Source organism: Streptomyces sp. NPDC024017, from assembly GCF_040638895.1.
GTDB lineage: Bacteria > Actinomycetota > Actinomycetes > Streptomycetales > Streptomycetaceae > Streptomyces.
In genome coordinates, this window is record NZ_JBEZYZ010000006.1 from 430,778 (window position 1) to 456,360 (window position 25,583).

Here is a 25,583-nt window from a genome sequence, read left to right on the forward strand (position 1 = left end):
CGCGGACAGCGACCTGCGCCGCGATACGGGCCTCCAGCACGGCGAGACGGTCGGCGGCCACCCGCAGCCCCTTCTCGGAGGCGGGCCCGGCCGTGACATCACGCGACTGGGTCGTGACGATCCCCGCGTTGTTCACCAGCACGTCGATACGGCCGTGCCGGTCGAGTGCCGTACGGACGACGGTCTCGGGGCCGTCGGCGGCCGTGATGTCGGCTACGAGCGGGCTGATCCGGGAGGGGGCGTGGCCGGCGGTCTCGACGAGCGGAGCCTCGCGGCGGCCCACCGCCACGACGTGTGCGCCCTCGTCGGCGAAGGCGTGCGCGGTGGCACGGCCTATGCCGGTACTGGCGCCGGTGACGAGCACGGTGCGCGGGGCCGTCCGCGCGTTCTGCGGCCTGGTCTTCGCATACGGGGATGTCATGCGGGGATCGTCCGACCCTGACGTCAGTGTCAAGGTCAAGCGCGCGCCACACCCGGGTCCGCTAGTCGGCGGGGCGGAACAGCATCGCCGCCAGCCGGCGGAACACCTCCTCGGGGTCCTGGTCGCCCACCGGGCCGTCGAGGTTGTGGCTGAGCAGCAGCGTGGCGAAGCCATGGGCCAGGGACCAGGCGGCGACACCGGCGAGACGGGCGTCGGTGCCGCGGCCCTCCGGCGGCACGGCGGCGACGGCGTCGCGCAGGGCGTCCGAGGCGAGGGCTCGGGCGGTGGTCAGTTCCAGGTCGCCGCCGCGCAGCAGCTCGGGCGCGAACATCACCTGGAAGTGCGCCGGATGCTCGCGCGCGAAACGCACGTACCGCACGCCCGCCTCCTTCAGGTCCGCCGCCTCCCTGAGCGTGGTCGCGAGCAGTCCGAAGCCCTCGGCGGCGATCGCCGTGAGCAGCCCCGCCCGGTCCTTGAAGTGGTGGGCCGGCGCGGCGTGCGAGACACCGGCGCGGCGGGCGAGGTCGCGCAGACTCAGCGCGGCCGGACCGTCCGCCGCGATGACGTCGAGGGCGGCGCCGAGGATGGCACGGCGCAGATCACCGTGGTGGTACGGGCGGTTCGCGGGGCCCTTTTCGTTCGCTGATGCCTTGCTGGAGCTCATGGTCAGGAGCGTACGCCGAATCTTGTCATTGACAAGTTGGGCTCGCTCCGTGCAATCTTGTCAGTGTCAAGTTGTGCGTGGCCGGATGCGACGGGGTCACGGGCTGCGGGGGTCGGGCACGAGTGGAGGAACGCCATGCCGGAACAGGTCAGTGAGATCGGCGGGGGCGCCGGGGCGCGGGAGGGCGGCGTGGAGCCGGCCCGCGTGCGGCAGATGTGGCACCTGCTGGAGCCCCTGCACGCGGTGGTGTACTACGCGCCGGAGGCCTTCGAGGAGGCGGCCGCTCTCGGATACGACACGAGGGAGCGCTGGCCGAGCTACTTCCCGTATCGCGCCGCCCCGTTGGGGCAGGTCGGGCCGGAGCAGGTGGCCTCGGCCTTCTACAGCTTCAGTCCCCGCATGGTCGCCGAGTACGTCGAACCGGCGTGGCGGATCGCGAGCCCCGCCGCGGTGTTGGAAGCGAGGATGCGGGCGGTCGACAGGGCCTACCGCTCCCTGTTCGGCGACCGGGTGGCCGGCCCCGAGCTGGCAGAGGCCGCCGCGCTCGCCCGGCGCGCGGCAGAGGCCGCGGACACGGCCGCCCGTCCACTGGCCGCGGCCAACGCCGCGCTCGACTGGCCGCAGGCCCCGCACCTGCAGCTGTGGCACGCGGCGACGATCCTGCGCGAACACCGCGGCGACGGCCACCTCGCGGCCCTGCTCATGGCGGGACTGGATCCCGTGGAGGCGCTCGTCTCCTTCGCCGCGATAGGCGCCGCGTCGGTCGAACGCTTCGAGAGCCGCGGCTGGAGTCCTGAGCAGTGGACGGCCGCGCGCGACCGCCTGGCCGCCAGAGGACTCGTCGACGCGGACGGTAAGGCGACGGAGGCGGGCCGAGCCCTGCGCCTCCGCGTGGAGCAGCACACCGATCAACTGGCCACCGGACCCTGGCAGTTCCTCGGTCCGGTCGGTGCCGACCGTCTCGCCGAACTGCTGGGCGACTTCTGGGTCGCGGTCCTGGCCTCGGGCCTGCTGCCCTCGGAGACGACGCTGGGCATAGGCAAGGTCTGACCGGAGGGGGTGGCCCGGCTCCGGACATGGGAAGCCGCCCGCAGGAGAATGCGTCCGTGTCTCCGCGGACGGCCCCGGAATCGGAGGCCTTACTGCTGTTCGGGCCGGTTGCGGTCGCGGTCGCGGTCCATACCCAGCGAGCCCTCGACGCGCTGCTGGCCGGAGTCGACCTGGTCCTCGTACTTGCCGCCGGTCCTCTCGTTCATCCGCTCTTCCGCGGTGTCAGAGCCCTGCTTGCCCTTGTTCCGCGCCTGGCTCTTGAACTTGTCGAAGATGCCCATGCAAAGCTCCCTCCGGAGGTGATTCAGAACCGACGATACGCGCGAGATGCGAAGAATGCGCATTGAGGCCCGATGTGGTCTGAACCTCTTCCTCGCTACCGTGGGACCGGGCACGGGCGCCCGTGCCGGAGCGGAACACGCAGACAGAGGAGGGGCGCACGGTGACGCGTCTGAGGGGCGGGGCGGCACTGGCTGTCGCGATGGTGTTCACCGGTTCGGCACTGGCCGGCTGCGAGGGCCTGGCCCCGCCCGCGGACGGTGGTGGAGCCTCCGGTTCCGGAGTCCCGGCCGCCGGCGACGGACGGGCCGTGAACCCGCTGGACAACCCGGACGGCACCAAGCCGGGGCTGGCGGCGATCACTTCCAGCGCGGACAAGAAGCGGGCGCGTGCCCTGATCGAGAAGGTGGCGACGAAGGGACGCGGCCCCAAGACGGGCTACGAACGGGACAAGTTCGGCTACGCCTGGATGGACTCGGCACCCCGCGACGTCCCCTTCTCCCGCAACGGCTGCGACTCGCGGAACGACCTTCTGAAACGAGACGGGGAAGACCTGCGCTTCCGGGCGGGATCGGACTGCGTCGTCACCTCACTGACGCTGAACGACCCGTACACCGGGAAGGTCATCGAGTGGACCAAGTCCCATGCGATCAAGGTCCAGATAGACCACGTCATGCCGCTGTCGTACGACTGGCAGATGGGCGCCTCGCGCTGGACGAAGGACAAGCGGGAGTCCATCGCCAACGACCCGCTCAACCTCGTCCCGGTGGACGGGCCGACCAACGGCTCGAAGGGAGACTCCGGCCCGGCGTCCTGGCTGCCCCCGAACAAGCGGATCCGCTGCGCCTACTCGGTGCGCTTCGCCCAGGTGTCGCTGAAGTACGAACTCGCCGTGACGGCGGCCGACAAGGAGATGATGCTGGAGCAGTGCGGCGGGTAGGAGCCCTGCCCGGAGGCCAGTTGATGTCGATCGGGGAGTGACGGATGCCGAGTGGACTCATCGCGCTGGCACTCGGCGGTTTCGGTATCGGCCTGACCGAATTCCTGATCGCCGGGCTGCTGCCGCAGGTGGCGTCGAGTTTCGCGGTGTCCGAGGCGGCCGCGGGCTGGCTGATCTCGGGGTACGCGCTGAGCGTCGCGGTCGGCGCGATCGCCCTGACCGCGGCGACGGCGCGGCTGCCCCGGAAGCACATCCTGGTCGGCCTGGTGGCGCTGTTCGTCATCGGCAACCTGCTGTCCGCGGTCGCACCGAACTACCAGGTGATGCTGCTCGGGCGGATCGTGGCGGCGTTGTGCCACGGCTCGTTCTTCGGGATCGGATCCCTGGTCGCGCGCAGCCTGGTCGCACCGGAGAAGAAGTCCCAGGCCGTGGCGATCATGTTCGCCGGGCTGACGGTCGCGAACGTGCTGGGTGTGCCCTTCGGCGCGCTGGTCGGTGAGCGGTGGGGCTGGCGAGCGGCCTTCTGGGCGGTCACGGCGATCGGCCTCCTCGCGTTGGCGGGAATCGCCGCGCTGGTGCCCGCCCGGGCGGACCAGGCGCGGCCGGTGGCAGAGGCGGCGAAGACGACCGCGGTCGGAGCGACCGCGGTGGGAGCGACGGATGTGGGGACGACCGCTGTGGAGGCGGAGCGAATACCGCCCAGCGGCCTGGTGCAGCAGCTCCGGGCCTTCCGGTCCTGGCAGGTCTGGCTGACGCTGGTGGCCACCGCTTTGAGCTACGGCGGGATGTTCGGCGCGTTCAGCTACATCGCGTACACGTTCACCGAGGTCAGCGGCTTCGCCCCGGCGGACGTGGCCTGGCTGCTGATGGTCTACGGCATCGGCCTGGTCGTCGGAAACCTGGTCGGCGGGCGCGCGGCCGACCGCGACCGGGACCGGGCCCTGGTCCTCGCCCTGCTCGGACTCGCCCTCACCCTGGCCCTGTTCGGGCTGCTGGCGGAAAGCGCCACCGCCTCGGTGGTCCTCGTCTTCCTCATGGGGGTGACCGGGTTCGCCAGCGTGCCCGGCATGATCACTCGCGTCACCGACTTCGCCCACGGGGCGGCACTGGCGGCGAGCGCCAACGTGTCCGCCTCCAACGTCGGCAACGCGCTGGGCGCTTGGCTCGGAGGCTTGGCCATCTCCGCGGGTCTCGGCTACACCGCGCCGCTCTACGTGGGCGCCGGGATCGTTCTGATGTCCGTGGCCGTCATGGTGGTTGCCGCACAGCGAGCCAGGTCTTCCCGGCCGGCGGACCGGGTGCCCGCTCGTTAATCGGTTCCGGGGGCCCGCCCCCCGTGTCTACCGTGATCACATGCAGCCGAAGATATCGAGCCTCGCCGACCGCCCGGACATGCTGGAGCGGGTCGTCGGGATGGCGGACAGCTGGCCGGAGTTCGTGATCCAGGACCTCGTGGGCGCAGCCCACTTCCCGCGGATCGCCACCGAACTCCCGGAGTACGTCCTGTTCGCCGAGGACGAGCAGGGCGAGATCGTGGCGAACGCCTACAGCGTGCCGTTCGCCCTCGACGCCGCGCACCGCGGCCGGCTGCCGGCCAACGGCTGGGACGCGGCGCTGGTGTGGGCCTTCTCCGATCTGCGGCGCGGAGTCCGGCCCGACACCGTCAGCGCAATCTCGGTCTCCGTCGCCCCGCAGGCACAGGGCCACGGCCTGTCCGCGGTGATGCTCTCGGCCATGCGCGACAACGCCCGGGCCCGCGGCTTCCGCGAGGTCGTCGCCCCGGTCCGCCCCAACGCCAAACACCTGGAACCGCACACGCCGATGGAGGAGTACGCCCACCGCGTCCGCCCCGACGGCCTGCCCCAGGACCCGTGGCTGCGCGTCCACGCCAGGGCCGGCGCCACCATCGACTCGGTGGCACCGGCGTCCATGACGGTGGCCGCCCCGCTCGCGGACTGGCGCCGCTGGACGGGCCTGCCCTTCGACACCGACGGCGACATCGAGGTGCCGGGCGCTCTGGTGCCGGTGCGCTGCGAGGTGGAGCGCGGGTACGCGGTGTACGTCGAGCCCAACGTGTGGATGCGGCACCCGTTGTAGGGCGTGACGGACGGTACGGCCTACGACGGGCCGGGGGCGGGCTGTTCACACGAAGTGATCAGCATGACAACGGTTCGGTACAACCCGTGACCGGTTGTCCGTGTCGGGCTATACGCTCGGATTCCCCAACAGGGTCTGTCACTCGCACGTCCGTCCTCATCGGCCACCGGTCCAGGAGCAGTCATGTACGGCCACGGCGCGGCGCCGCCTCCCCGCAGCGCGGCAACGGTCATCTCCCTGCGGGTGCTGTTCGCCGCAGCCGGTTTCCTCACGTGCGGCGTGCTGGCCTGCGTACCGCTGTTCCGGGTCGCGGTCCTGCGCGGACGGGCCCTCGACTGGGTGCTGGCCTGGGTGAGCCTGCCGCTGTCCATCGCGGGCTTCGCCGTGGTCGGCGCGCTGCCGGAGGACGACTACCGCACCGACATCGCGCTGGCCATGATCCTGCTGCTCGGGGCGGGCGCCGCCATCTACTTCCTCGTCGTGGACATCGGCCACCACGGCGAACAGCGGAAGTTCGCCGGTTACGCCTCGCCCCACGCACCGACCGTCACGCACACCCCGTACGGCTATCCGCAACCCGCGCCGCCGTACGCCCCGACGTCCACGCCCGTCCCGCAGCCCCCGGCACCTCACACACCGGCCCCCCACGACGCCACGCCTCACGCCCCGGGCCCGATCCAGCCGCCCCCGTCCCCCCAGCGCCCCGCCCCCGCCCGCATCGACCAGGTCCGCGCCGAACTCGACGAGCTCAGCGACTACCTGCGCCGGCACGAGGGCGAAGGCCACCGGGACGGCAATCACGAGGGCGGACGGTGACCGGCGCGGCAGGACGTGTCGTCGCCGGCCGCTACGAACTGTCCACGGTCCTCGGGCAGGGCGGTATGGGCCAGGTCTGGACGGCGTACGACCAGCGGCTCGACCGGCGCGTGGCGGTGAAGCTGCTGCGCCCCGACAAGGTGGCCGGCCAGGACGCGGAGGAACTGCGCCGCCGTTTCGTGCGCGAGTGCCGGGTGACCGCGCAGGTCGACCACCCCGGCCTGGTCACCGTGCACGACGCGGGCAGTGAGGGCGAGGAGTTGTTCCTCGTCATGCAGTACATCGACGGCGCCGACCTCGCCGGCCACCTCGCCGAGCACGCCCCGTACCCCTGGCAGTGGGCGGTCGCGGTCGCCGCGCAGCTGTGCGCCGTGCTGAGCGCCGTGCACGCCGTGCCGATCGTCCACCGTGACCTCAAACCGCGCAACGTGATGGTGAAGCAGGACGGCACGGTCACCGTCCTCGACCTCGGCGTCGCCTCCGTCATGGACGCGGACACCACCCGCCTCACCCACACCGGCACCCCCATCGGCTCGCCCGCCTACATGGCCCCGGAGCAGGCGATGGGCGGCGCGGTCGGCCCCTACACCGACCTGTACGCCCTCGGCGTGGTCCTGCACGAACTGCTCAGCGGCGACGTGCCCTTCTCCGGCTCCACGGCCCTCGGCGTCCTGCACCGGCACCTGTACGAGCCCCCGCTGCCCGTACGCCGCCTCCGCCCCGAGGTCCCCGAGGCCCTGGAGGCCCTCGTCCTGCGCCTCCTCGCCAAGGACCCGCAGCACCGGCCCGCCTCGGCGCAGGAGGTCTACGAGCACCTGGAGCTGCTCCTGCCCGCGCGCGGGACGCCCACCGGAGCCGCCCTGGACCCCACCCGCCCGTTCCTGCGCCCGCACGCCCCCTGGCCCGACCGCGCGCGCACCCCCGCGCCCCAGCCCACGCCCGCCACGACCGTCACCGACACACCGGGGCAGACCGACATCGCCCGCGCCGTCGACGAGGTCAAACGGCTCCTCGGCGAGGGCCGCGTCACCCAGGCCGTCGACATCCTCGGAGCAATCCTGCCCGCCGCCGCCGAGCAGCACGGGGCGCACTCCCCGGTCGTCCGCACCCTGCGCAAGCAGTACGCGGCGACGCTCCTGGACGACGGTCAGTACCGGCGCGCCCTGCCCGAGCTGCGCCGGCTCGCCGACGAGCGCGCCGCCGAGGCGGGCCAGGCCGACCCGCAGGCCCTGCGCTTCCGCTACGAGGCCGCCCAGTGCCTCGAACAGCTGGGCGAACCGGCCGCGGCGCTCGCCGAGTACCGGGCGGTGCTGCCGTACTACGAGAACCAGTACGTCGCCGCCGGCGGCCCCGAGCTCGCGCACGACGTCCGCCGCCGGATCGGGCATCTCCTGCTCGCCCTCGGCGACCGCGGCGCCGCCCACGACACCCTGGCCCGGCTGCTGCACGACGTGGAGCGCACCCACGGCCCCGGGCACCCGCTCGGTGCGGAGATCCGCAGGACGCTGCACTGGCTGGGGCAGGTCCGCGGCTGACGACCGCCCCGGGGCGTGGCGCGGCGGTGCCGGAAGTCCCGGTGAATCGTTGGTCGAATGGGTTGGCCAGAGCTTGCCCACTGCCTACCATCGATCATCGCAAGACCTTGTGCACCGTCGCACAATCTCCTCGGGAGGTTTCCTTGCACCGCCGCCGTCGCACCGCGCTCCTCCTCACCGCCGCGATCGCCGCCGCGGCGCCCCTCCTCACCGCCTGCGGAAACGACGCGCATCCCGGCGCCGCAGCCGTGGTGGGCGGCCAGCGGATCACCGTCGCCCAGCTCGACGAGCGGGTCGGCGAGGTACGCGCGGCCCAGCGGGCGGCCGTACAGGACGAGGCCCAGTACCAGCAGGCCATCGCCAGAACCGGCACCCTCACCCGCGACACCCTGCAGACCATGGTCCTGGACCGGGTGCTGCACCGCGCCGCCGAGGACGCCGGAGTGACCGTCTCCCGCAAGGAGATCCAGGCGATGCGGTCCGGCCTGGAACAGCAGGCCGGCGGCGCCAAGGCCCTGGAGACGACCTGGCTCCAGCAGTACGGCATCCCGCCGCAGCGCCTCGACGAGAACCTCCGCCTCCAGCTGGAGGCCCAGAAGCTCGCCGAGAAGCTCGGCACGGACACCGGCCGCCCCGAGTTCTGGAAGGCCCTCTCCGACGCCTCCAAGGACCTGAACGTCGACCTCAACCCGCGCTACGGCACCTGGGACGTCCAGAAGAGCAGCCGCGCCGACGCCAAGACGCCGTGGGTGCGGGACGTCACGGCGGCGGCACAGCCCCAGCAGGGCATGTAGAGCGGGTACGGCACGGACAGCGGGTCCGGCGCGGAGAGCAGGTCCGGCACGCAGGGCACCCGCCCGCCGGGCCCTGTGGACGACTTCGGGCGCTGTCGGCGGCGTGGGATAGCTTCGAACCGTGAACGCCAACAGCCCCGAAGCCACCCCGGGCCCCGAGCGGACCGCTCCCGACGCGGCCGCCGCCCCCGGCCGCATCATCCTGCTCACCACCAGCCACCGTGTCGCACCCGGTCTGCTCTCCTGGCCCGCCTGGCAGGCCCTCCACGCGGCGGACCGGGTGCTGTGCACGGACGGCACACATCCGCAGCTGCCGTATCTGCGCGAGGCGGGGATCACCGTCGCCGAGGCGTCCCCGACCGCCCAGGAGCTGGTCGACGCCTGCGCCGGGGGACACACGGTGGTCGTGGTGGCGACGGGCGAGGGCGAACCGGCCCTGACGGACGGCCTGGCACGCCTCGCCGGCACCGGCCGTATCGCCATGCCCGAGCTGGAGCTGCTGCCCGCCTCCTACGACCTGCCGGGCGCCCGGCTCCTCGATCTCGTCCAGGTCATGGACCGCATCCGCGCCGAGTGCCCCTGGTCCTCCCAGCAGACCCACAAGGGCCTGGCCAAATACGGCATCGAGGAGGCGTACGAACTCGTCGAGGCGATCGAGGAAGGCGACCGCGACGAACTGCGCGAGGAGCTCGGCGACGTCCTCCTCCAGGTCGTGTTCCACGCCCGCATCGCCGAGGAAGCCCGCCCGGAGGAAGGGGAGACCCCCTTCTCCATCGACGACGTGGCCGGCGGCATCGTCGCCAAGCTGATCCACCGCCATCCCCATGTCTTCGGCGACGCGACCGCCACCACCCCGGAGGAGGTCAAGGAACACTGGCTGCGCACCAAGGCGGTCGAGAAGCAGCGCACCTCGATCACCGAGGGCATCCCCCTCGGCCAGCCCGGCCTGGCCCTCGCCGCCAAGCTGGCCTCCCGCGCCCGCACAGCGGACCTGGACATACCGCTGCCACCCGTCGAGGGCATCGGCTACGACCTCCTGGCCCTGGCCGTGCGCGCCGAGTCGGAGGGCGTCGACCCGGAGGCGGCCCTGCGAGCCGCGGCCCGCGCGTACCGGGACGCGATCAGGGAGGCCGAGGGCTGAGCGGCCTGGGGCAGGCGAGCTCCCCGGTGCCGGATACGGTCGAGGCGTGACCGACCAGCCCCAGCCCAGCACCCCCGCGGCCGCTCCCGACCTCTTCACCTGGGAGTTCGCGAGCGACCCCTACCCCGCCTACGCCTGGCTCCGCGAGCACAGCCCCGTTCACAAGACGCGGCTCCCCAGCGGTGTGGAGGCCTGGCTGGTCACGCGGTACGCCGACGCCAAGCAGACGCTCGCCGACAGCCGGCTCTCGAAGAACCCCGCGCATCACGACGAACCGGCGCACGCCAAGGGCAAGACCGGGATCCCCGGGGAGCGCAAGGCCGAGTTGATGACGCATCTGCTCAACATCGACCCGCCGGACCACACCCGGCTGCGGCGGCTCGTGTCCAAGGCCTTCACGCCCCGCCGGGTCGCCGAGTTCACGCCACGGGTCCAGGAGCTCACCGACACCCTCATCGACGGGTTCGCGCGCAAGGGATCCGCCGACCTGATCCACGAGTTCGCCTTCCCGCTCCCCATCTACGCCATCTGCGACCTGCTCGGTGTCCCGCGCGAGGACCAGGACGACTTCCGCGACTGGGCGGGCATGATGATCCGTCACCAGGGCGGGCCCAGGGGCGGGGTCGCGCGGTCGGTGAAGAAGATGCGCGGCTACCTCGCCGACCTCATCCACCGCAAGCGGGAGGCGCTGCCCGCCGAACCCGCCGCCGGCGAGGACCTCATCTCCGGTCTCATCCGCGCCTCCGACCACGGTGAGCACCTCACCGAGAACGAGGCGGCGGCCATGGCCTTCATCCTGCTGTTCGCCGGTTTCGAGACAACCGTGAACCTCATCGGCAACGGCACCTACGCCCTGCTCACCCACCCCGAGCAGCGCGCACGGCTCCAGGCCTCACTCGCCGCGGGGGAGACCGGCCTCCTGGAGACCGGCGTCGAGGAACTCCTCCGCTACGACGGCCCCGTCGAACTCGCCACCTGGCGCTTCGCCACGCAGCCCCTCACCCTCGGCGGGCAGCACATCGAGGCCGGCGACCCCGTCCTCGTCGTCCTGGCCGCCGCGGACCGGGACCCGGAACGGTTCGCCGATCCGGACGTGCTGGACCTCGCCCGCCGCGACAACCAGCACCTCGGGTACGGCCACGGCATCCACTACTGCCTCGGTGCCCCGCTCGCCCGCCTGGAGGGCCAGACCGCGCTCGCCACCCTCCTCACCCGTCTCCCGGACCTCCGGCTCGCGGCGGATCCGGCCGAGCTGAGATGGCGCGGCGGCCTCATCATGCGCGGGCTGCGCACGCTGCCGGTGGAGTTCTCACCGACGGGAGGTGACGAAACATCAGGACTGTGATCTTCACGTGATCTGCGCGGCATTAACTTGTGACAAGTGATCGTCTGCCGATACGTTCACCCATCAACGCGGCCCGGGATTCCGGACGCGTCGGTCACTGATGCCTCGTGAAAGGTCTCCGTATGCTCTCCGGGAACGGTCGGCACCGTCGCCCTCGCCAGGCTCCGGCTCTCCTCGTCGCGGCCGGAGTGACCGGCTCCGCCATCGCGATCCCGCTCCTCGGGGCCTCCGGTGCCAGTGCGGCCGACGGCACGACCTGGGACCGGGTCGCGGACTGCGAGACCGGCGGCGCCTGGAGCCAGAACAGCGGCAACGGCTACTACGGCGGCCTGCAACTGTCCCAGGAGGACTGGGAGAACCACGGCGGCCTCGACTACGCCGCGAGCGCCGACCTGGCCAGCCGCTCCCAGCAGATAGCCGTGGCGGAGAGAATCCTCGCCGACCAGGGGGTCGGCGCGTGGCGCACCTGCGGACTGCTCTCCGGGCTCCAGCAGGACAAGGGGTCGGATTCGTCCGACTCGTCTGAATCATCCGGGTCTGAGGACTCGCCCGGTCTGCTCGACTCGCTGGGTTCGTCTCCTTCCGCGAGTCCTTCCTCGTCTTCGTCGTCGCCTGACACGTCGTCATCGTCGGATGACGAAACCGCCAAGCCGGGCAAGTCGTCCGCATCCTCCGACTCGTCGCAGGACCGGCAGTCCGACGGTTCTCCGTCGGCCACCCCCGAGAGCGGCCGGTCCGGCAACTCGCAGCAGAGCGACGACTCCTCGGCGCCGACAGACGCCGGCTCCGGCCGCCATCGCGGTCCCAGTGCCGACGAGACCGGCACGCCCGAGAGCGGCCGTGCGGACGAGTCCACGGGCCGTCACTCCTCGCGCGGTGACGAGGCCTCCGCTGACGCGTCCGAAGGTGCCTACATCGTGGGCGTCGGCGACAGCCTCTGGTCCATCGCCGACGCCCTTCGGGTCAGCGGCGGATGGCACGCGCTCTACGACGGCAACGAGAAGGCCGTCGGTACCGACCCGAACCTCATCCACCCCGGTCAGAAGCTCACGGTGGAGGGCGAAGGGGACGAGGAGTAGCTGTTCGGGCAGTGCGGAAACGTTGGCGGAAGTCGCCCCCAAACCGCACGAGTTCGCGTCATGATTCGCGGAGAATGTCCCGTTTGAGGCCCGTGAGAGATAGATCTCAGAAGCCCTGATCGTCTTTGAAATTCCGCGGATCGCGTGTCTACGGTCGTGACCGCTCGTCACCACGAGCCCCGGCTGCCGCAACGCCGAATCCTGCCAGCGGCCGTACGGGAACAGTCGTCGCGTCAAGCGCCGTAGGCAGGAGCGGGGGACCCAAGGTAGGTGCCCGACCGGCCAGTTGTGCCGGAAGGGCTTGGGGTGAAGCCGTGTCCCGGGAGGGACGCGGCCGGGCAACTCAACCGGCCCGAACCCGACAGCTCACCTCGCAGGCGTCGGTGAGGGGATCTCTCCATGCTGTTTTCCGGCAAGGGCACGCACCGCCGTCCGTCCAAGGCCTCTCGGGTCATCGCCATCGCCGGTGTCACCGGTGCCGCCGTCGCCGCCCCGCTGATGGCGGCCGGCAACGCCTCCGCCGCCACCGCCTCCGAGTGGGACACCGTCGCCCAGTGCGAGTCCGGCGGCAACTGGTCCATCAACACCGGCAACGGCTACTACGGCGGTCTGCAGTTCTCCGCCTCCACCTGGTCCGGTTACGGCGGCACCAAGTACGCCTCCACCGCCGACCAGGCCACCAAGGAGCAGCAGATCGAGATCGCCGAGAAGGTCCTGGCGAGCCAGGGCAAGGGCGCCTGGCCGGTCTGCGGCAAGGGCCTGTCGAGCGCCGGCTACACCGGCGGCGGCTCCTCGAGCGACTCCGGCAGCTCCTCCGAGCAGAGCACCGAGTCCCGCGAGACCCAGCAGCCGGCCTCCCGCTCCGACGAGCGTCCGGCGGCCAAGAAGACCGTCACCACCCCGACCGGCAAGAAGGTCGAGAAGGGCGACGGCGAGTACAAGGTCGTCAAGGGTGACACCCTCAGCTCGATCGCCGAGGACAAGAAGGTCAAGGGCGGCTGGGAGAAGCTCTACCAGCTGAACAAGGACATCATCGACGATGCCAACCTCATCTACACGGGCCAGCAGCTGCACCTGAAGTAAGCAGCGGCCCACCCGGACCCGCCCAGGGTCCACGGTCTCCCCGCCCCGGTGCGTCATCCCCCGTACGCACCGGGGCGGGGTTTTTTCGGCAACGGGCTTTGTTCCGTTCGGAAACAATTTACTCTCGGTTCTGTCCATGGGGTGGGCGACCCGGTGGCCGATCGCCCGGAGCCGGTTAGGCTCATGTCGCGAGCCACCGGGCCCGCACCTCGCCGGGTCCACGCGACCCGCGTCACCGCGTCACACCAAGAAGGAGATGCTCGTGCCGTCCATCGACGTCGTCGTAGCCCGGGAAATCCTGGACTCCCGAGGCAACCCCACGGTCGAGGTCGAGGTCGGCCTCGACGACGGCAGCACCGGTCGTGCCGCCGTCCCGTCCGGCGCCTCCACGGGCGCCTTCGAGGCCATCGAGCTCCGCGACGGCGACTCGAACCGCTACCTCGGCAAGGGTGTGGAGAAGGCCGTGCTCGCGGTCATCGAGCAGATCGGCCCGGAGCTGGTCGGCTACGACGCCACCGAGCAGCGTCTGATCGACCAGGCCATGTTCGACCTGGACGCCACCGACAACAAGGGCTCCCTCGGCGCCAACGCCATCCTCGGCGTCTCCCTCGCCGTCGCCCACGCCGCCTCCGAGGCCAGCGACCTGCCGCTGTTCCGCTACCTGGGCGGCCCCAACGCGCACCTGCTGCCGGTGCCGATGATGAACATCCTGAACGGCGGCTCGCACGCCGACTCCAACGTGGACATCCAGGAGTTCATGATCGCCCCGATCGGCGCGGAGTCCTTCTCCGAGGCCCTGCGCTGGGGCGCCGAGGTCTACCACACGCTGAAGAAGGTCCTGAAGAGCAAGGGCCTGGCCACCGGCCTCGGCGACGAGGGCGGCTTCGCCCCGAACCTCGGCTCCAACCGCGAGGCCCTCGACCTCATCCTCGAGGCCGTCAAGGAAGCCGGCTACACCCCCGGCGAGCAGATCGCCCTGGCGCTCGACGTCGCCGCCTCCGAGTTCTACAAGGACGGCGTCTACACCTTCGAGGGCAAGCAGCGCTCGGCCGCCGAGATGACCGAGTACTACGCGGAGCTCGTCGACGCGTACCCGCTCGTCTCCATCGAGGACCCGCTGTTCGAGGACGACTGGGAGGGCTGGAAGACCATCACCGCCAAGCTCGGTGACAAGGTCCAGCTCGTCGGCGACGACCTGTTCGTCACCAACCCCGAGCGCCTGGCCCGCGGCATCGACGAGGGCGCCGCCAACGCGCTCCTGGTCAAGGTCAACCAGATCGGCTCGCTGACCGAGACCCTGGACGCCGTCGAGCTGGCCCAGCGCAACGGCTTCAAGTGCATGATGTCGCACCGCTCCGGTGAGACCGAGGACGTCACCATCGCCGACCTGGCCGTCGCCACCAACTGCGGCCAGATCAAGACCGGCGCCCCGGCCCGCTCCGAGCGCGTCGCCAAGTACAACCAGCTGCTGCGCATCGAGGAGATCCTCGACGACGCCGCGGTCTACGCCGGCCGCAGCGCCTTCCCGCGCTTCAAGGGCTGATCAGCAAAAGCCCCGGCCCGTCGAGGCTTGCGCCAGTCGTACGTACGTCCCCGTACTCGGTCCCGTACCGTGTCCGGGGACGTACGCGCGTATGACGTGGAGCGGGAGGCGGACAGATGGCCGTGAAGGACCGGGACCGGTTCTCCACCGCGACCAGGATCCGGCTGCTCGGTGAGCAGACCGCGGCCCGGGTCTACCGCTCCCAGACCAAGCGCCAGGCCCGCCGCTCGCGGCTGACCGGCCGGGCCGCGCTGCTCGCCCTGGTGATGTGCTCGCTGATCGTGGCCCTGGCCTACCCGATGCGGGAGTACGTCTCGCAGCGCGCCGAGATCGAGGACCTCCAGCGCGAACAGCAGCAGGCCCGAGAGCGCGTCGAACGGCTGCGCGACCTGAAGGCGCGCTGGCAGGACGACGCGTACGCCGAGCAGCAGATCCGGCAGCGGTTGCACTACGTCATGCCGGGGGAGACGGGCTTCATCGTCGTCGACCCGCGCGCGGCGAAGCAGTCGCGCACCGACCTGGGGGCGGCCGACCGCCCCTGGTACTCGAACGTCTGGGACGGGGTCGACAAGGCCGACGCCTCCGGCCAGTGACCCGAGCCCCAGTCAGTGACCTGAACCCAGAGAAAGACAGCCTGAAGACAGTCATGGAAACGCCCCCGCCGACCACCCCGCGCACCGAGCCCAGCGACGCCGACGTCGAGGCCTTCAAGCAGCAGCTCGGTCGGCCCCCGCGCGGTCTGCGCGCGATCGCGCACCGCTGCCCGTGCGGACAGCCGGACGTCGTCGAGACGGCCCCGCGGCTGCCGGACGGCACGCCGTTCCCCACGCTGTACTACCTGACGTGCCCCAAGGCGAACTCGGCCATCGGCACGCTGGAGGCCAACGGCGTGATGAAGGAGATGACCGAGCGGCTGGACTCGGACCCGGAGCTGGCGGCGGCGTACCGCGCCGCGCACGAGGACTACATCCGGCGGCGCGACGAGATCGAGGAGCTGAAGAACTTCCCGAGCGCGGGCGGCATGCCGGACCGGGTGAAGTGCCTGCACGTCCTCGTGGCCCACTCCCTGGCCGCGGGGCCGGGCGTGAACCCGCTCGGGGACGAGGCGATCGCGATGCTGCCCGAGTGGTGGCGCAAGGGCCCGTGCGTGACGGCCGTCGAGGAGGACGCCCAGTGACCCGTGTCGCCGCCGTGGACTGCGGTACGAACTCCATCCGGCTCCTGGTCGCCGACGCGGACCCTGCCACCGGTGAGCTCGTCGACCTGGACCGCCGCATGACGATCGTGCGGCTCGGGCAGGGTGTCGACCGCACCGGCCGGCTCGCCCCCGAGGCGCTGCAGCGGACCTTCGCGGCGTGCCGCGAGTACGCCGGGATCATCAAGGAGCACGGGGCGGAGCGGCTGCGGTTCGTGGCGACGTCCGCCTCCCGGGACGCCGAGAACCGGGACGAGTTCGTGCGCGGTGTGCTGGACATCCTGGGCGTCGAGCCCGAGGTGATCACCGGGGACCAGGAGGCCGAGTTCTCCTTCACCGGCGCCACCAAGGAACTCGCCGGCGGCGACCACCTCCCGAAGCCCTACCTGGTGGTGGACATCGGCGGCGGCTCGACCGAGTTCGTCGTGGGCGACGACCGCGTCCGGGCGGCCCGCTCGGTGGACATCGGCTGCGTCCGCATGACCGAGCGGCACCTGGCCCGGGACGGGGTGGTGAGCGACCCGCCGTCCGAGGAGCAGATCGCGGCGATGCGGGCCGACACCGAGGCCGCGCTCGACCTCGCCGAGCAGACCGTTCCGCTGCGCGAGGCGCGCACGCTGGTCGGCCTGGCCGGCTCCGTGACGACCGTGTCGGCGATCGCGCAGGAGATGCCCGAGTACGACTCCGAGGCCATCCACCACTCCCGCGTCTCCCACGACCGGGTCCGCGAGATCACCGAGTGGCTGCTTCGCTCCACCCACGCCGAGCGCGCGGCCGTGCCCTCCATGCACCCGGGCCGGGTCGACGTGATCGGGGCGGGCGCCCTGGTACTCCTGTCGATCATGGAGCGGATCGGAGTGCAGGAGGTCGTCGTGAGCGAGCACGACATCCTCGACGGCATCGCGTGGTCGGTCGCCTAGCCCGCTTCTGAGCAGGCATGGATCACGAATGAGCGCGTCCGGGAGGCTCGGACGAACCCCCGGCGACAGCCCGTCGGAAAAGTTCGTGAAGTTCTTCACAAGGAATTCGGCCCTCCCGGGCGATGAGAGGGGTCCCGTTGACCCGTCCGGGGGCTGAACAGGCCCTTGAACATGTTCAGAAGCATGGTATGGAGGTGTCCGGGAAGGCGCTCGGAGCGGCGCTCGAGGAGGGCCTCACGGAGGCCCTTCGGACACAGAGAGGCAGCTCACGCGGCATTGACAACGCTCCGGGGTGCACAAAGGAGCCCGGTTGTCACCATGACGTGGATCACGCGAGCCGCGGAGGATAGCACACACCCCACCCGAGCTTGTGAAGGGGCGCACGAGCCACCCCCCTGAGACGGGTGGATACTCGATGGCATGAGCACCACGGAGCGTCCCAGGATCCTCGTAGTAGGCGGTGGGTACGTAGGCCTGTACGCAGCTCGGCGCATCCAGAAGAAGATGCGCTACGGCGAGGCGACCGTCACGGTCGTCGACCCCCGGTCGTACATGACCTACCAGCCCTTCCTCCCCGAAGCCGCCGCCGGCAACATCTCCCCGCGCCACGTCGTCGTCCCGCTGCGACGCGTGCTGCCCAAGGCGGAGGTTCTCACCGGCCGGGTCACCACCATCGACCAGGACCGCAAGGTCGCCACGGTCTCCCCGCTGGTCGGCGAGGCCTACGAGCTGCCCTTCGACTACCTGGTGATCGCGCTCGGCGCGGTCTCCCGCACCTTCCCGATCCCCGGCCTCGCCGAGCAGGGCATCGGCATGAAGGGCGTCGAGGAGGCCATCGGCCTGCGCAACCACGTCCTCGAGCAGCTCGACAAGGCCGACTCCACCACCGACGAGGAGATCCGCCGCAAGGCGCTCACCTTCGTCTTCGTGGGCGGCGGTTTCGCCGGTGCGGAGACCATCGGCGAGGTCGAGGACATGGCCCGGGACGCCTCGAAGTACTACAAGAACGTGTCCCGCGAGGACATGCGCTTCATCCTCGTCGACGCCGCCGACAAGATCCTCCCCGAGGTCGGCCCCAAGCTCGGCAAGTACGGCAAGGAGCACCTCGAGGGCCGCGGCGTCGAGGTCTACCTGTCCACCTCCATGGACTCCTGCGTCGACGGCCACGTGGTGCTGAAGAACGGCCTCGAGGTCGACTCCAGCACCATCGTCTGGACCGCCGGCGTCAAGCCCAACCCGGCCCTGGCCCGCTACGGCCTGCCCCTCGGCCCCCGCGGTCACGTCGACTGCGAGCCGACCCTCCAGGTCAAGGGCACCGACTACATCTGGGCCGCCGGCGACAACGCCCAGGTCCCCGACCTCGTCGGCCGCAAGGCGGGCAACGAGAACGCCTGGTGCCCGCCGAACGCCCAGCACGCGCTGCGCCAGGCCCGGGTCCTCGGCGACAACGTGGTGTCCGGCATGCGGGGCTTCCCGCAGAAGGACTACTCGCACGCCAACAAGGGCGCGGTGGCCGGTCTCGGCCTCCACAAGGGCGTCGCGATGATCGTCATGGGCAAGATGAAGATCAAGCTCAAGGGCCGTCTCGCCTGGTACATGCACCGTGGCTACCACGGTCTGGCGATGCCGACCTGGAACCGCAAGATCCGCGTCTTCGCCGACTGGACCCTCGGCATGTTCCTCAAGCGCGAGGTCGTCTCGCTCGGCGCCATCGAGACGCCGCGCGAGGAGTTCTACGAGGCCGCCAAGCCGGCCCCGGTCGCCGCCGCGCCGAAGGAGAAGACCGAGGAGAAGGCCAAGGCCTCCTGACCTCCGGTCGGTCATCTGCCTGACGAAGGGCCTCCCGCCATCCGTGGTGCGGGAGGCCCTTCGGCGTGCCGGGGTCCTCCGGCGTGCCGGGGTCCTTCGGCGTGTCAGGGAGCCGCGTCCGGGCGGGCGAAGCGGCGGTTTTGCCCAGAGATGACGCGTGCCGGGGACTGCGCCGAAGCCCCGCAGGTGTTTACGTGGTGTCGGACATTCCGGGATTCCCCGTCACGGAGGTGTACACCATGGCAGACGCCGCGACGCGGCTGCAGGGCCTCTTCACACAGTTGCTGGGAGCACCGCTCCCGGTGCGTATCCGCGCCTGGGACGGTTCGCAGGCCGGCCCGCCGGGCGCGCCGATGCTGGTCGTACGCAACCGCCGCGCGCTGCGCCGACTGTTGTGGAAGCCGGGCGAACTGGGGATGGCCCGCGCCTGGGTGGCGGGGGACCTCGACATCGAGGGCGACCTCTACGCGACCCTCGATGTGCTGTCCGGTCTCATCTGGGAGCGCGGCGAGGACGCCCGCACCCTCGCCCAGGCCCTGCGCGATCCCGAGGTCCGCGCCGCCGTCCGCGGACTGGTCAAGCTCGCCGGCCCCCCGCTGCCGCCCGCCCCGCCCCGCGAGGAGGCCCGCAGCCCCCGCCGCCACCTGCACACCAAGCGCACCGACAGACGCGCCATCAGCCACCACTACGACGTCGGCAACGACTTCTACGAGATCGTCCTCGGCCCGTCCATGGTGTACTCCTGCGCCTACTGGCCCACCCCGGACAGCACCCTCGAACAGGCCCAGCGGGACAAGCTCGAACTCGTCTGCCGCAAGCTCGGCCTGGGCCCCGGCCGGCGGCTGCTCGACGTCGGCTGCGGCTGGGGCTCCATGGCCATCCACGCCGCCCGCGAGCACGGCGTGAGCGTCGTCGGCGTCACGCTCTCCCAGGAGCAGGCCGCCTACGCCCGCAAGCGCGTCGCCGACGAGGGCCTCACCGACAAGGTCGAGATCCGCGTCCAGGACTACCGCGACGTCCGCGACGGGCCCTACGACGCGATCTCCTCCATCGGCATGGCCGAACACGTGGGCGGCGAGCGGTACCTGGAGTACGCCGCCGACCTGTACAACCTGCTCAAGCCCGGCGGGCGGCTCCTGAACCACCAGATCGCCCGCCGCCCGCAGCGGGACGAGACGACGTACAGCGTCGACGCCTTCATCGACTCCTACGTCTTCCCCGACGGCGAACTCCAGCCGATCGGCAGCACCGTGGACCGGCTGGATCGCGCCGGGTTCGAGGTGCGTGACGTCGAGGCGATCCGCGAGCACTACGCCCTCACCCTGCGCCAGTGGGTCGCCCGCCTGGAAGCCGACTGGCAGCGTGCCGTCCAGCTGGCCGGCCCCGGCCGGGCCCGCGTCTGGCGCCTGTACATGGCGGCCTCCGCCCTGGCCTTCGAACGCAACCGCATCGGCGTCAACCAGGTCCTGGCCGTGCGCACCGCCGAGTCCGGGGCGTCGGACCTGCCGTTGCGCGCCCGCACCTGGAACTGAGAACGGCGAAGGGCCCCTTTCCCGCAGGGGAAAGGGGCCCTTCGCGCGTCCGCTACTCGGCCTTGATGGCCTCCAGCATGTTCAGCCGTGCCGCCCGCCGGGCCGGCCACAGCGCCGCGAGGACACCCACCGTCGCGGCCAGCAGCAGGAAGACGCCCATCCGCGCCCACGGCAGGACCAGCTCGTACGTCGCCATCCTCGAGGCCAGCAGCTCACCGGCCGCCCAGCCGAAGAAGACGCCCAGGCCGATGCCCAGCACCGCGCCGAACAGGGAGATCACCAGGGACTCCATGCGGACCATCCGCTTGATGCCCTTGCGGTCCAGGCCGATCGCGCGGAGCATGCCGATCTCCTGGGAGCGCTCGAAGACCGACATGGCCAGGGTGTTGATGACGCCCAGGACCGCCACGATCACCGCCATCGCGAGCAGGCCGTAGACCATGTTCAGCATCAGCGTGAACATCTGCGCGATCTCGTTGGAGATGTCGTCCTTGGACTGGACCTTGATCGCCGGGTTGGTGCCGAGGGCCTTCTCCAGCTTGTCCTGCACCGCGCCGGACGTGCCGTCGGCGGTCTTCACCATGACCTTCATGTTGTACGGGTCCGACTCGTGCGGGGCGAGGGTCTTCTCATCGAGCAGGATGCCGCGCAGGAAGTCGTTGCTCTCGTACGTCCCGGCGACCGTGAGCTTCTGCTTCTTGCCGTCGCCGTAGGAGACGGTGAAGGCGGAACCGGCCTTCCAGCCGTAGGACTTGGCCGTCTCGCTGTCCACGACGACGTTGCTGCCGCCGATCCTGAAGGTGCCCTCGTCGACCTTCGGGCCGACCAGGTCGCCGATCGCGGCGCCGTTGACGCCGGTCAGGTACTCGCTCTGGCCGTCGATCCGGGATTCGGCGTTGAGCATCGGGCTGGTGGCGGTGACGTCACCGGCCTGCTTCAGCTTCTTCTCGACGTCCGGCGACAGCGGGTTGCCGTTCGCCATGGACACCACGTAGTCGGCCTTGATCGACGCCGACGCCATCTTCTCGATGGCCTGCTGCAGGCTGCCCGCCATCACCGTCATGCCGGTGATCAGGGTCAGGCCGATCATCAGCGCGGAGGCGGTGGCGGCCGTGCGGCGCGGGTTGCGCACCGAGTTCTGCCGGGCCAGCTTGCCGGAGATGCCGAAGGCGCGCAGCACCGGCGCGGCGGCGGCGATCAGCGGGCGGGACAGCAGCGGGGTCAGGATGAACACGCCGATGATCAGCAGCACCGCGCCGAAGCCCATCGGCATCTGGCCGTCCGAACCGTCCATGGTCGTGGCCACGAGGACCACCGCGACACCCGCGGCCGAGACCAGGGCGCCCAGCGTGTTGCGCAGCACCAGCGACTTGGTCGTGGCCTTGGCGTGCACGCTGCTCATGGCCGCCACCGGCGGGATCTTCGCGGCCCGGCGGCCCGGCAGCCAGGCCGCCAGCATGGTCACCAGGATGCCGACCGCCAGCGCGGCGACGATCGTGCCGGGCGTGATGACCAGCGGCCCGTCGGGCACGGTCGCGTCGAACGTGCCCATGAGGGAGCGCAGTCCGGCCCCGATGCCGATGCCCGCGATCAGCCCGGTCACGGCGGCGACCGCGCCGACCACGAACGCCTCGATGAGCACCGAGCGCGTCACCTGCCGGCGCGAGGCGCCGACCGCCCGCATCAGTGCCAGCTCCTTGGTGCGCTGGGCGACCAGCATGGTGAAGGTGTTGGCGATGATGAACGTGCCGACGAACAGGGCGATGCCGGCGAAGACCAGCAGGGCCGTCTGCATGCCGCTCATCGACCGGGAGATCGCTTCCGCCTGGTCGTCGGCGAGCTGCTTGCCGGTGGTGGTCGAGACGGTGCCCTTCGGCAGCGCCTTGTCCAGCTCGGCCTTCAGCGCGGCCTGCGTGACGCCCGGCTTCGCCTTGACGTCGATCTGGTCGTACACGCCCGGCTTGCCCAGCAGCTTCTGGGCGGTGGCCGTGTCGAACAGGGTGAGGCTGCCGCCGGCCGCGACGTTGCCGTCGTCGGTGGTGAAGATGCCGGTGATCTTCGGGGTCAGGACCGGCCCGTCGACGGACATCCGCACGGTGTCGCCGACCTTGTAGCCGGCGCGCTTCGCCGTCTCGGAGTCGATGAGGATCTCGCCTCGGCCCTTGGGGGCGTGTCCGCTGACCAGCGGGTAACGGGGGTCCTTGGTGCCCCAGTAGTTGCCGCCCTGCGACTGGAACCCCTCGCCGATCAGCTTGCCGTCCTTGTCGGCGATGGCGGTGAAGTTCTGCACGACCCCGATGGCGGACGCGGCCCCGGGCACCCGCTCGCTCTTGTCGAGCACGGCCTGGTTCAGCTCGTGGAGTTTGCCTACCCGGTCGCCCTCGGCATCCTCGTAGTCCGCCGTCATGGCGACGTCGACCTGGTCGAAGCCCTTCGCGGAACTCTTCTGGAAGGCGTCGGAGATGGTGTTGGTGAAGACCAGGGTCCCCGACACGAAGGCCACGCCGAGCATCACGGCGAGCACGGTCATCAGGAGCCGGGCCTTGTGCGCGAGCACGTTGCGCAAGGCGGTTCGGAACATGGGTTTTCTCAGTCCAGTCGGTTCGGGCCGGTGCGTCGGTGAGGGGGCGTCAGCTCGTGCGGCCCTTGGCGTCGAACGCCTTCATGCGGTCGAGCACGGAGTCGGCCGTCGGCCCGTACACCTCGTCGACGATCCGGCCGTCCGCGAGGAAGATCACCCGGTCCGCGTAGGCGGCGGCGACCGGGTCGTGCGTCACCATCACCACTGTCTGGCCCAGCTCACGCACGGAGTTGCGCAGGAAGCCCAGCACCTCGGCACCGGAGCGCGAGTCGAGGTTTCCGGTGGGCTCGTCACCGAAGATGATCTCGGGCCGGGAGGCCAGCGCCCGGGCCACGGCGACGCGCTGCTGCTGACCGCCGGACAGCTGGGACGGCCGGTGGCCGAGCCGGTCCGCCAGGCCGACCATCGCGATGACGGAGTCGAGCCACTTCCGGTCCGGCTTGCGGCCCGCGATGTCCATCGGAAGGGTGATGTTCTCCAGGGCGGTCAGGGTCGGCAGCAGGTTGAACGCCTGGAAGATGAAGCCGATCTTGTCCCGGCGCAGCTTGGTCAGCTGCTTGTCCTTCAGCGAGCCGAGCTCGGTGTCGCCGATGCGCACCGACCCGGAGGAGAAGGAGTCGAGACCGGCCACGCAGTGCATCAGAGTGGACTTGCCGGAGCCGGAGGGGCCCATGATCGCGGTGAACTCTGCCTGCCGGAAGTCGACGGAGACGCGGTCCAGGGCGACCACCTGGGTCTCACCCTGTCCATAGATCTTCGACAGATCCGTGGCGCGCGCGGCCGCGGTGGTGGCCCGGTCGGTGAGGGAAGCGGTGGTCACGGGATGGCTCTCCTGTCGGACGGCTGAGTTCGGGGAAGGACGTGTTCCATCGTCCGGGTCCCACGGCGCCGTGTAGTCACCCGTTGTTCTGGTTCCGAAGGCCGACTGCAGTCTGACCGCGCGGGGCGTTGTCATACCTGGGGATGACGAACACCCCTCAGGGGCCCCGGTGTCGGGCACCGATGCGCCCGGGGTGTCGAGAACAGGTGGAGTGCCCTCGTTCAGACGGTGAAATTCCGTCATTCCGCATACGCGGCCGACCGCCGCACGCAAGGCTATTGGCAAGTGCGGATGGCGTGTTCCGTGTGCTGATGCACCCTCAGACGTCAATAAAATAAGACAACATCGGTCCACGCTTCCGCTGTTCGGGGGACCCGTCCGGATAGTCTCGGAACCTCGATGCGGAGCCCACGGCCTGCCCGGATGGTGGAATGCAGACACGGCGAGCTTAAACCTCGCTGCCCCTTCGCGGGCGTGCCGGTTCGAGTCCGGCTCCGGGCACCTTCCGATCCCTGCGTGGTCCATTGAAGAGTTCACGGCGTGCCCGTTGACAGCGGGCGCGTGCCGTCGGAGACTCACATGCACATGGTGAAAGAAATTTCACCTGACGAACATGGATGAGAAGAGGTCGTCCGATGCGCACCACCGTCGGCATCATCGGAGCGGGCCCTGCCGGCCTCCTCCTCGCCCGGCTGCTCCACAACGCCGGCATCGACTCGGTCGTCCTGGAGAGCCGCGACCGCGCCTACGTCGAACGGCGGCAGCGCGCCGGGATCCTGGAGCAGGGCACGGCGGACGTGCTGCGCGCGGCCGGCGCCGGGGAGCGCATGGACCGAGGGGGGCTGCGGCACGACGGCATCGAGCTGCGCTTCGACCGCAGGCGCCACCGCGTCGACTTCCCCGCCCTCACCGGCGGCCGGTCGGTGATGGTCTACGCCCAGACCGAGGTCTGCAAGGACCTCATCGCCCTCCAGCTCCGGGAGGGCGGACCCCTGCTCTTCGAGGCGGAGGCGCTGGCCGTGGAGGACGCGGGCACCGACGCCCCGCGGATCCGCTTCCGGCACGAGGGCCGCGAGGACGTCCTGGAGTGCGCCTACGTCGTCGGCTGCGACGGATTCTGGGGCGTCGCCCGCAAGGCGATCCCCGCCGAGCTGACCCAGGTCTTCGAACGGACGTACCCCTTCGGCTGGCTCGGCATCCTCGCCGACGTGCCGCCCTCGCACGACGAGCTCGTCTACGCCCGCCACGACCGCGGCTTCGCCCTGCTCTCCATGCGCTCGCCGGCCGTCTCCCGCCTCTACCTCCAGGTGCCCGACGGCACCGACGCCGACAAGTGGAGCGACGAGGAGATCTGGGACGAGCTGGAGCGCCGCTTCGAGACCGCCGACGACTGGCGCCTCGAACGCGGCCCGATCACCCAGAAGTCGGTCACGCCCATGCGCTCCTACGTCCACGAGCCCATGCGCCACGGCCGCCTCTTCCTCGCCGGCGACGCCGCGCACATCGTGCCGCCGACCGGCGCGAAGGGGTTGAACCTCGCCGTCGGCGACGTCGTGACCTTCGCCCGGGCCCTGACCCACCAGCAGGAGACCGGATCACCACAGCTGCTCGACGCCTACTCCGCGACCTGCCTGCGCCGGGTCTGGCAGGCCGAGCGGTTCTCCTACGACATGACGACCCTGCTGCACCGCGCCCCCGACGCCACGCCCTTCGAGGACCGGCTCCAGCTCGCCCGGCTGGAGCGGATCGCCTCCTCCCGCGCCGCCGAGACGGACCTGGCGGAGGCGTACACGGGCTTCCCCTTCGGACCAGCCGGTGAATGACCCCCTCCGGTGAGGGGAATCACGAAGCCACGTAGCGTGTTGCGCAGCACGACGAGGGAAAGATCCTCCCCAAGCAGTAGGGTCATTCCTTTGCCTACCTATTACTCTTGAGCCAA

22 protein-coding genes, 1 tRNA gene, 1 pseudogene and 1 riboswitch are annotated in these 25,583 nt (G+C 70.8%); of the genes and pseudogenes, 19 read left to right on the forward strand and 5 right to left on the reverse strand.

All coding sequences use genetic code 11. The annotated features are described in order from the left end of the window. Positions 1 to 115: 115 nt before the first annotated feature. Both AB0G20_RS19080 and AB0G20_RS19085 read right to left on the reverse strand, forming a co-directional pair. Positions 116 to 421, reverse strand: a pseudogene (locus AB0G20_RS19080) (SDR family NAD(P)-dependent oxidoreductase); the annotation flags it as partial. Between the two features lie 61 nt (positions 422 to 482). Then, positions 483 to 1,085: a TetR/AcrR family transcriptional regulator gene (locus AB0G20_RS19085; RefSeq protein WP_361303547.1), complete on the reverse strand. Its 603-nt coding sequence runs from the start codon at positions 1,083 to 1,085 to the stop codon at positions 483 to 485. A 213-nt stretch (positions 1,086 to 1,298) separates the two neighbouring features. On the opposite strand from AB0G20_RS19085, the gene AB0G20_RS19090 reads away from it, so the two are divergent. Beyond that, entirely contained in the window at positions 1,299 to 2,135 is an 837-nt protein-coding gene (locus AB0G20_RS19090; protein WP_361303863.1) for a hypothetical protein, read from the forward strand. Positions 2,136 to 2,224: 89 nt separating this feature from the next. Here the strand turns inward: AB0G20_RS19090 and AB0G20_RS19095 are convergent, their stop codons facing one another. Further along, positions 2,225 to 2,416 (reverse strand): antitoxin, encoded by a 192-nt coding sequence (locus AB0G20_RS19095; RefSeq protein ID WP_361303550.1) that lies wholly within the window; start codon positions 2,414 to 2,416, stop codon positions 2,225 to 2,227. Between the two features lie 161 nt (positions 2,417 to 2,577). Here AB0G20_RS19095 and AB0G20_RS19100 point away from each other — a divergent pair, with 161 nt between their 5' ends. The 16 genes from AB0G20_RS19100 (at position 2,578) to AB0G20_RS19175 (ending at position 20,243) form a co-directional block, all read left to right on the forward strand. Beyond that, positions 2,578 to 3,354, forward strand: coding sequence for an HNH endonuclease family protein (locus AB0G20_RS19100; protein WP_361303553.1), 777 nt, complete (start codon positions 2,578 to 2,580; stop codon positions 3,352 to 3,354). 44 nt (positions 3,355 to 3,398) lie between these two features. Beyond that, on the forward strand, positions 3,399 to 4,667 hold the full coding sequence (locus tag AB0G20_RS19105) for an MFS transporter (protein ID WP_361303556.1): 1,269 nt from the start codon (positions 3,399 to 3,401) through the stop codon (positions 4,665 to 4,667). A gap of 40 nt (positions 4,668 to 4,707) precedes the next feature. Further along, a complete protein-coding gene (locus tag AB0G20_RS19110; protein ID WP_361303559.1) occupies positions 4,708 to 5,451 on the forward strand; it encodes an N-acetyltransferase in 744 nt (247 codons plus the stop codon). Between the two features lie 183 nt (positions 5,452 to 5,634). Continuing rightward, entirely contained in the window at positions 5,635 to 6,267 is a 633-nt protein-coding gene (locus tag AB0G20_RS19115; protein ID WP_361303562.1) for a hypothetical protein, read from the forward strand. Positions 6,268 to 6,305: 38 nt separating this feature from the next. Next, on the forward strand, positions 6,306 to 7,802 hold the full coding sequence (locus AB0G20_RS19120) for a protein kinase (RefSeq protein WP_361303866.1): 1,497 nt from the start codon (positions 6,306 to 6,308) through the stop codon (positions 7,800 to 7,802). 143 nt (positions 7,803 to 7,945) lie between these two features. Next, a complete protein-coding gene (locus AB0G20_RS19125; RefSeq protein ID WP_361303565.1) occupies positions 7,946 to 8,596 on the forward strand; it encodes a SurA N-terminal domain-containing protein in 651 nt (216 codons plus the stop codon). A 121-nt stretch (positions 8,597 to 8,717) separates the two neighbouring features. Continuing rightward, entirely contained in the window at positions 8,718 to 9,737 is a 1,020-nt protein-coding gene (locus AB0G20_RS19130; protein ID WP_361303568.1) for a nucleoside triphosphate pyrophosphohydrolase, read from the forward strand. Positions 9,738 to 9,783: 46 nt separating this feature from the next. Then, positions 9,784 to 11,082, forward strand: a complete 1,299-nt coding sequence (locus AB0G20_RS19135) for a cytochrome P450 (RefSeq protein WP_361303571.1) — start codon at positions 9,784 to 9,786, stop codon at positions 11,080 to 11,082. Between the two features lie 122 nt (positions 11,083 to 11,204). Next, a complete protein-coding gene (locus AB0G20_RS19140; protein ID WP_361303574.1) occupies positions 11,205 to 12,161 on the forward strand; it encodes a transglycosylase family protein in 957 nt (318 codons plus the stop codon). Positions 12,162 to 12,389: 228 nt separating this feature from the next. Beyond that, positions 12,390 to 12,556: riboswitch (cyclic di-AMP (ydaO/yuaA leader) on the forward strand. A gap of 4 nt (positions 12,557 to 12,560) precedes the next feature. Further along, a complete protein-coding gene (locus tag AB0G20_RS19145) occupies positions 12,561 to 13,244 on the forward strand; it encodes a transglycosylase family protein (protein WP_361303577.1) in 684 nt (227 codons plus the stop codon). 262 nt (positions 13,245 to 13,506) lie between these two features. Continuing rightward, positions 13,507 to 14,787 carry a phosphopyruvate hydratase gene (gene eno, locus AB0G20_RS19150; protein WP_361303580.1) on the forward strand — a complete coding sequence of 427 codons (1,281 nt, stop codon included), beginning with the start codon at positions 13,507 to 13,509 and terminating at the stop codon, positions 14,785 to 14,787. Positions 14,788 to 14,903: 116 nt separating this feature from the next. Further along, entirely contained in the window at positions 14,904 to 15,380 is a 477-nt protein-coding gene (locus AB0G20_RS19155) for a septum formation initiator family protein (RefSeq protein ID WP_361303583.1), read from the forward strand. 53 nt (positions 15,381 to 15,433) lie between these two features. Next, positions 15,434 to 15,964 carry a DUF501 domain-containing protein gene (locus AB0G20_RS19160; RefSeq protein ID WP_361303586.1) on the forward strand — a complete coding sequence of 177 codons (531 nt, stop codon included), beginning with the start codon at positions 15,434 to 15,436 and terminating at the stop codon, positions 15,962 to 15,964. Then, on the forward strand, positions 15,961 to 16,902 hold the full coding sequence (locus AB0G20_RS19165) for a Ppx/GppA phosphatase family protein (protein WP_361303589.1): 942 nt from the start codon (positions 15,961 to 15,963) through the stop codon (positions 16,900 to 16,902). The genes AB0G20_RS19160 and AB0G20_RS19165 overlap by 4 nt, the downstream gene beginning before the upstream one ends. Before the next feature lie 420 nt (positions 16,903 to 17,322). Further along, on the forward strand, positions 17,323 to 18,711 hold the full coding sequence (locus tag AB0G20_RS19170) for an NAD(P)/FAD-dependent oxidoreductase (RefSeq protein ID WP_361303592.1): 1,389 nt from the start codon (positions 17,323 to 17,325) through the stop codon (positions 18,709 to 18,711). Between the two features lie 239 nt (positions 18,712 to 18,950). Further along, positions 18,951 to 20,243, forward strand: a complete 1,293-nt coding sequence (locus AB0G20_RS19175) for a cyclopropane-fatty-acyl-phospholipid synthase family protein (protein WP_361303595.1) — start codon at positions 18,951 to 18,953, stop codon at positions 20,241 to 20,243. Between the two features lie 52 nt (positions 20,244 to 20,295). Here AB0G20_RS19175 and AB0G20_RS19180 read toward each other — a convergent pair whose 3' ends face one another. Next, on the reverse strand, positions 20,296 to 22,824 hold the full coding sequence (locus tag AB0G20_RS19180) for an FtsX-like permease family protein (protein ID WP_361303598.1): 2,529 nt from the start codon (positions 22,822 to 22,824) through the stop codon (positions 20,296 to 20,298). A 49-nt stretch (positions 22,825 to 22,873) separates the two neighbouring features. Next, positions 22,874 to 23,644 (reverse strand): ABC transporter ATP-binding protein, encoded by a 771-nt coding sequence (locus tag AB0G20_RS19185; protein ID WP_361303601.1) that lies wholly within the window; start codon positions 23,642 to 23,644, stop codon positions 22,874 to 22,876. Positions 23,645 to 24,061: 417 nt separating this feature from the next. Here AB0G20_RS19185 and AB0G20_RS19190 point away from each other — a divergent pair. Further along, positions 24,062 to 24,145: transfer RNA gene (locus AB0G20_RS19190), tRNA-Leu, on the forward strand. 134 nt (positions 24,146 to 24,279) lie between these two features. After that, positions 24,280 to 25,467, forward strand: coding sequence for a 4-hydroxybenzoate 3-monooxygenase (locus tag AB0G20_RS19195; protein ID WP_361303604.1), 1,188 nt, complete (start codon positions 24,280 to 24,282; stop codon positions 25,465 to 25,467). Positions 25,468 to 25,583: the final 116 nt, after the last annotated feature.

Coding starts and splice junctions, on each gene's coding strand:
- AB0G20_RS19085 (WP_361303547.1), bottom strand. CDS start 1,085: ATGAGCTCCAGCAAGGCATCAGCGAACGAAAAGGGCCCCGCGAACCGC.
- AB0G20_RS19090 (WP_361303863.1), top strand. CDS start 1,299: ATGTGGCACCTGCTGGAGCCCCTGCACGCGGTGGTGTACTACGCGCCG.
- AB0G20_RS19095 (WP_361303550.1), bottom strand. CDS start 2,416: ATGGGCATCTTCGACAAGTTCAAGAGCCAGGCGCGGAACAAGGGCAAG.
- AB0G20_RS19105 (WP_361303556.1), top strand. CDS start 3,399: ATGCCGAGTGGACTCATCGCGCTGGCACTCGGCGGTTTCGGTATCGGC.
- AB0G20_RS19110 (WP_361303559.1), top strand. CDS start 4,708: ATGCAGCCGAAGATATCGAGCCTCGCCGACCGCCCGGACATGCTGGAG.
- AB0G20_RS19115 (WP_361303562.1), top strand. CDS start 5,635: ATGTACGGCCACGGCGCGGCGCCGCCTCCCCGCAGCGCGGCAACGGTC.
- AB0G20_RS19140 (WP_361303574.1), top strand. CDS start 11,205: ATGCTCTCCGGGAACGGTCGGCACCGTCGCCCTCGCCAGGCTCCGGCT.
- AB0G20_RS19145 (WP_361303577.1), top strand. CDS start 12,561: ATGCTGTTTTCCGGCAAGGGCACGCACCGCCGTCCGTCCAAGGCCTCT.
- AB0G20_RS19155 (WP_361303583.1), top strand. CDS start 14,904: ATGGCCGTGAAGGACCGGGACCGGTTCTCCACCGCGACCAGGATCCGG.
- AB0G20_RS19160 (WP_361303586.1), top strand. CDS start 15,434: ATGGAAACGCCCCCGCCGACCACCCCGCGCACCGAGCCCAGCGACGCC.
- AB0G20_RS19170 (WP_361303592.1), top strand. CDS start 17,323: ATGAGCACCACGGAGCGTCCCAGGATCCTCGTAGTAGGCGGTGGGTAC.
- AB0G20_RS19175 (WP_361303595.1), top strand. CDS start 18,951: ATGGCAGACGCCGCGACGCGGCTGCAGGGCCTCTTCACACAGTTGCTG.
- AB0G20_RS19180 (WP_361303598.1), bottom strand. CDS start 22,824: ATGTTCCGAACCGCCTTGCGCAACGTGCTCGCGCACAAGGCCCGGCTC.
- AB0G20_RS19195 (WP_361303604.1), top strand. CDS start 24,280: ATGCGCACCACCGTCGGCATCATCGGAGCGGGCCCTGCCGGCCTCCTC.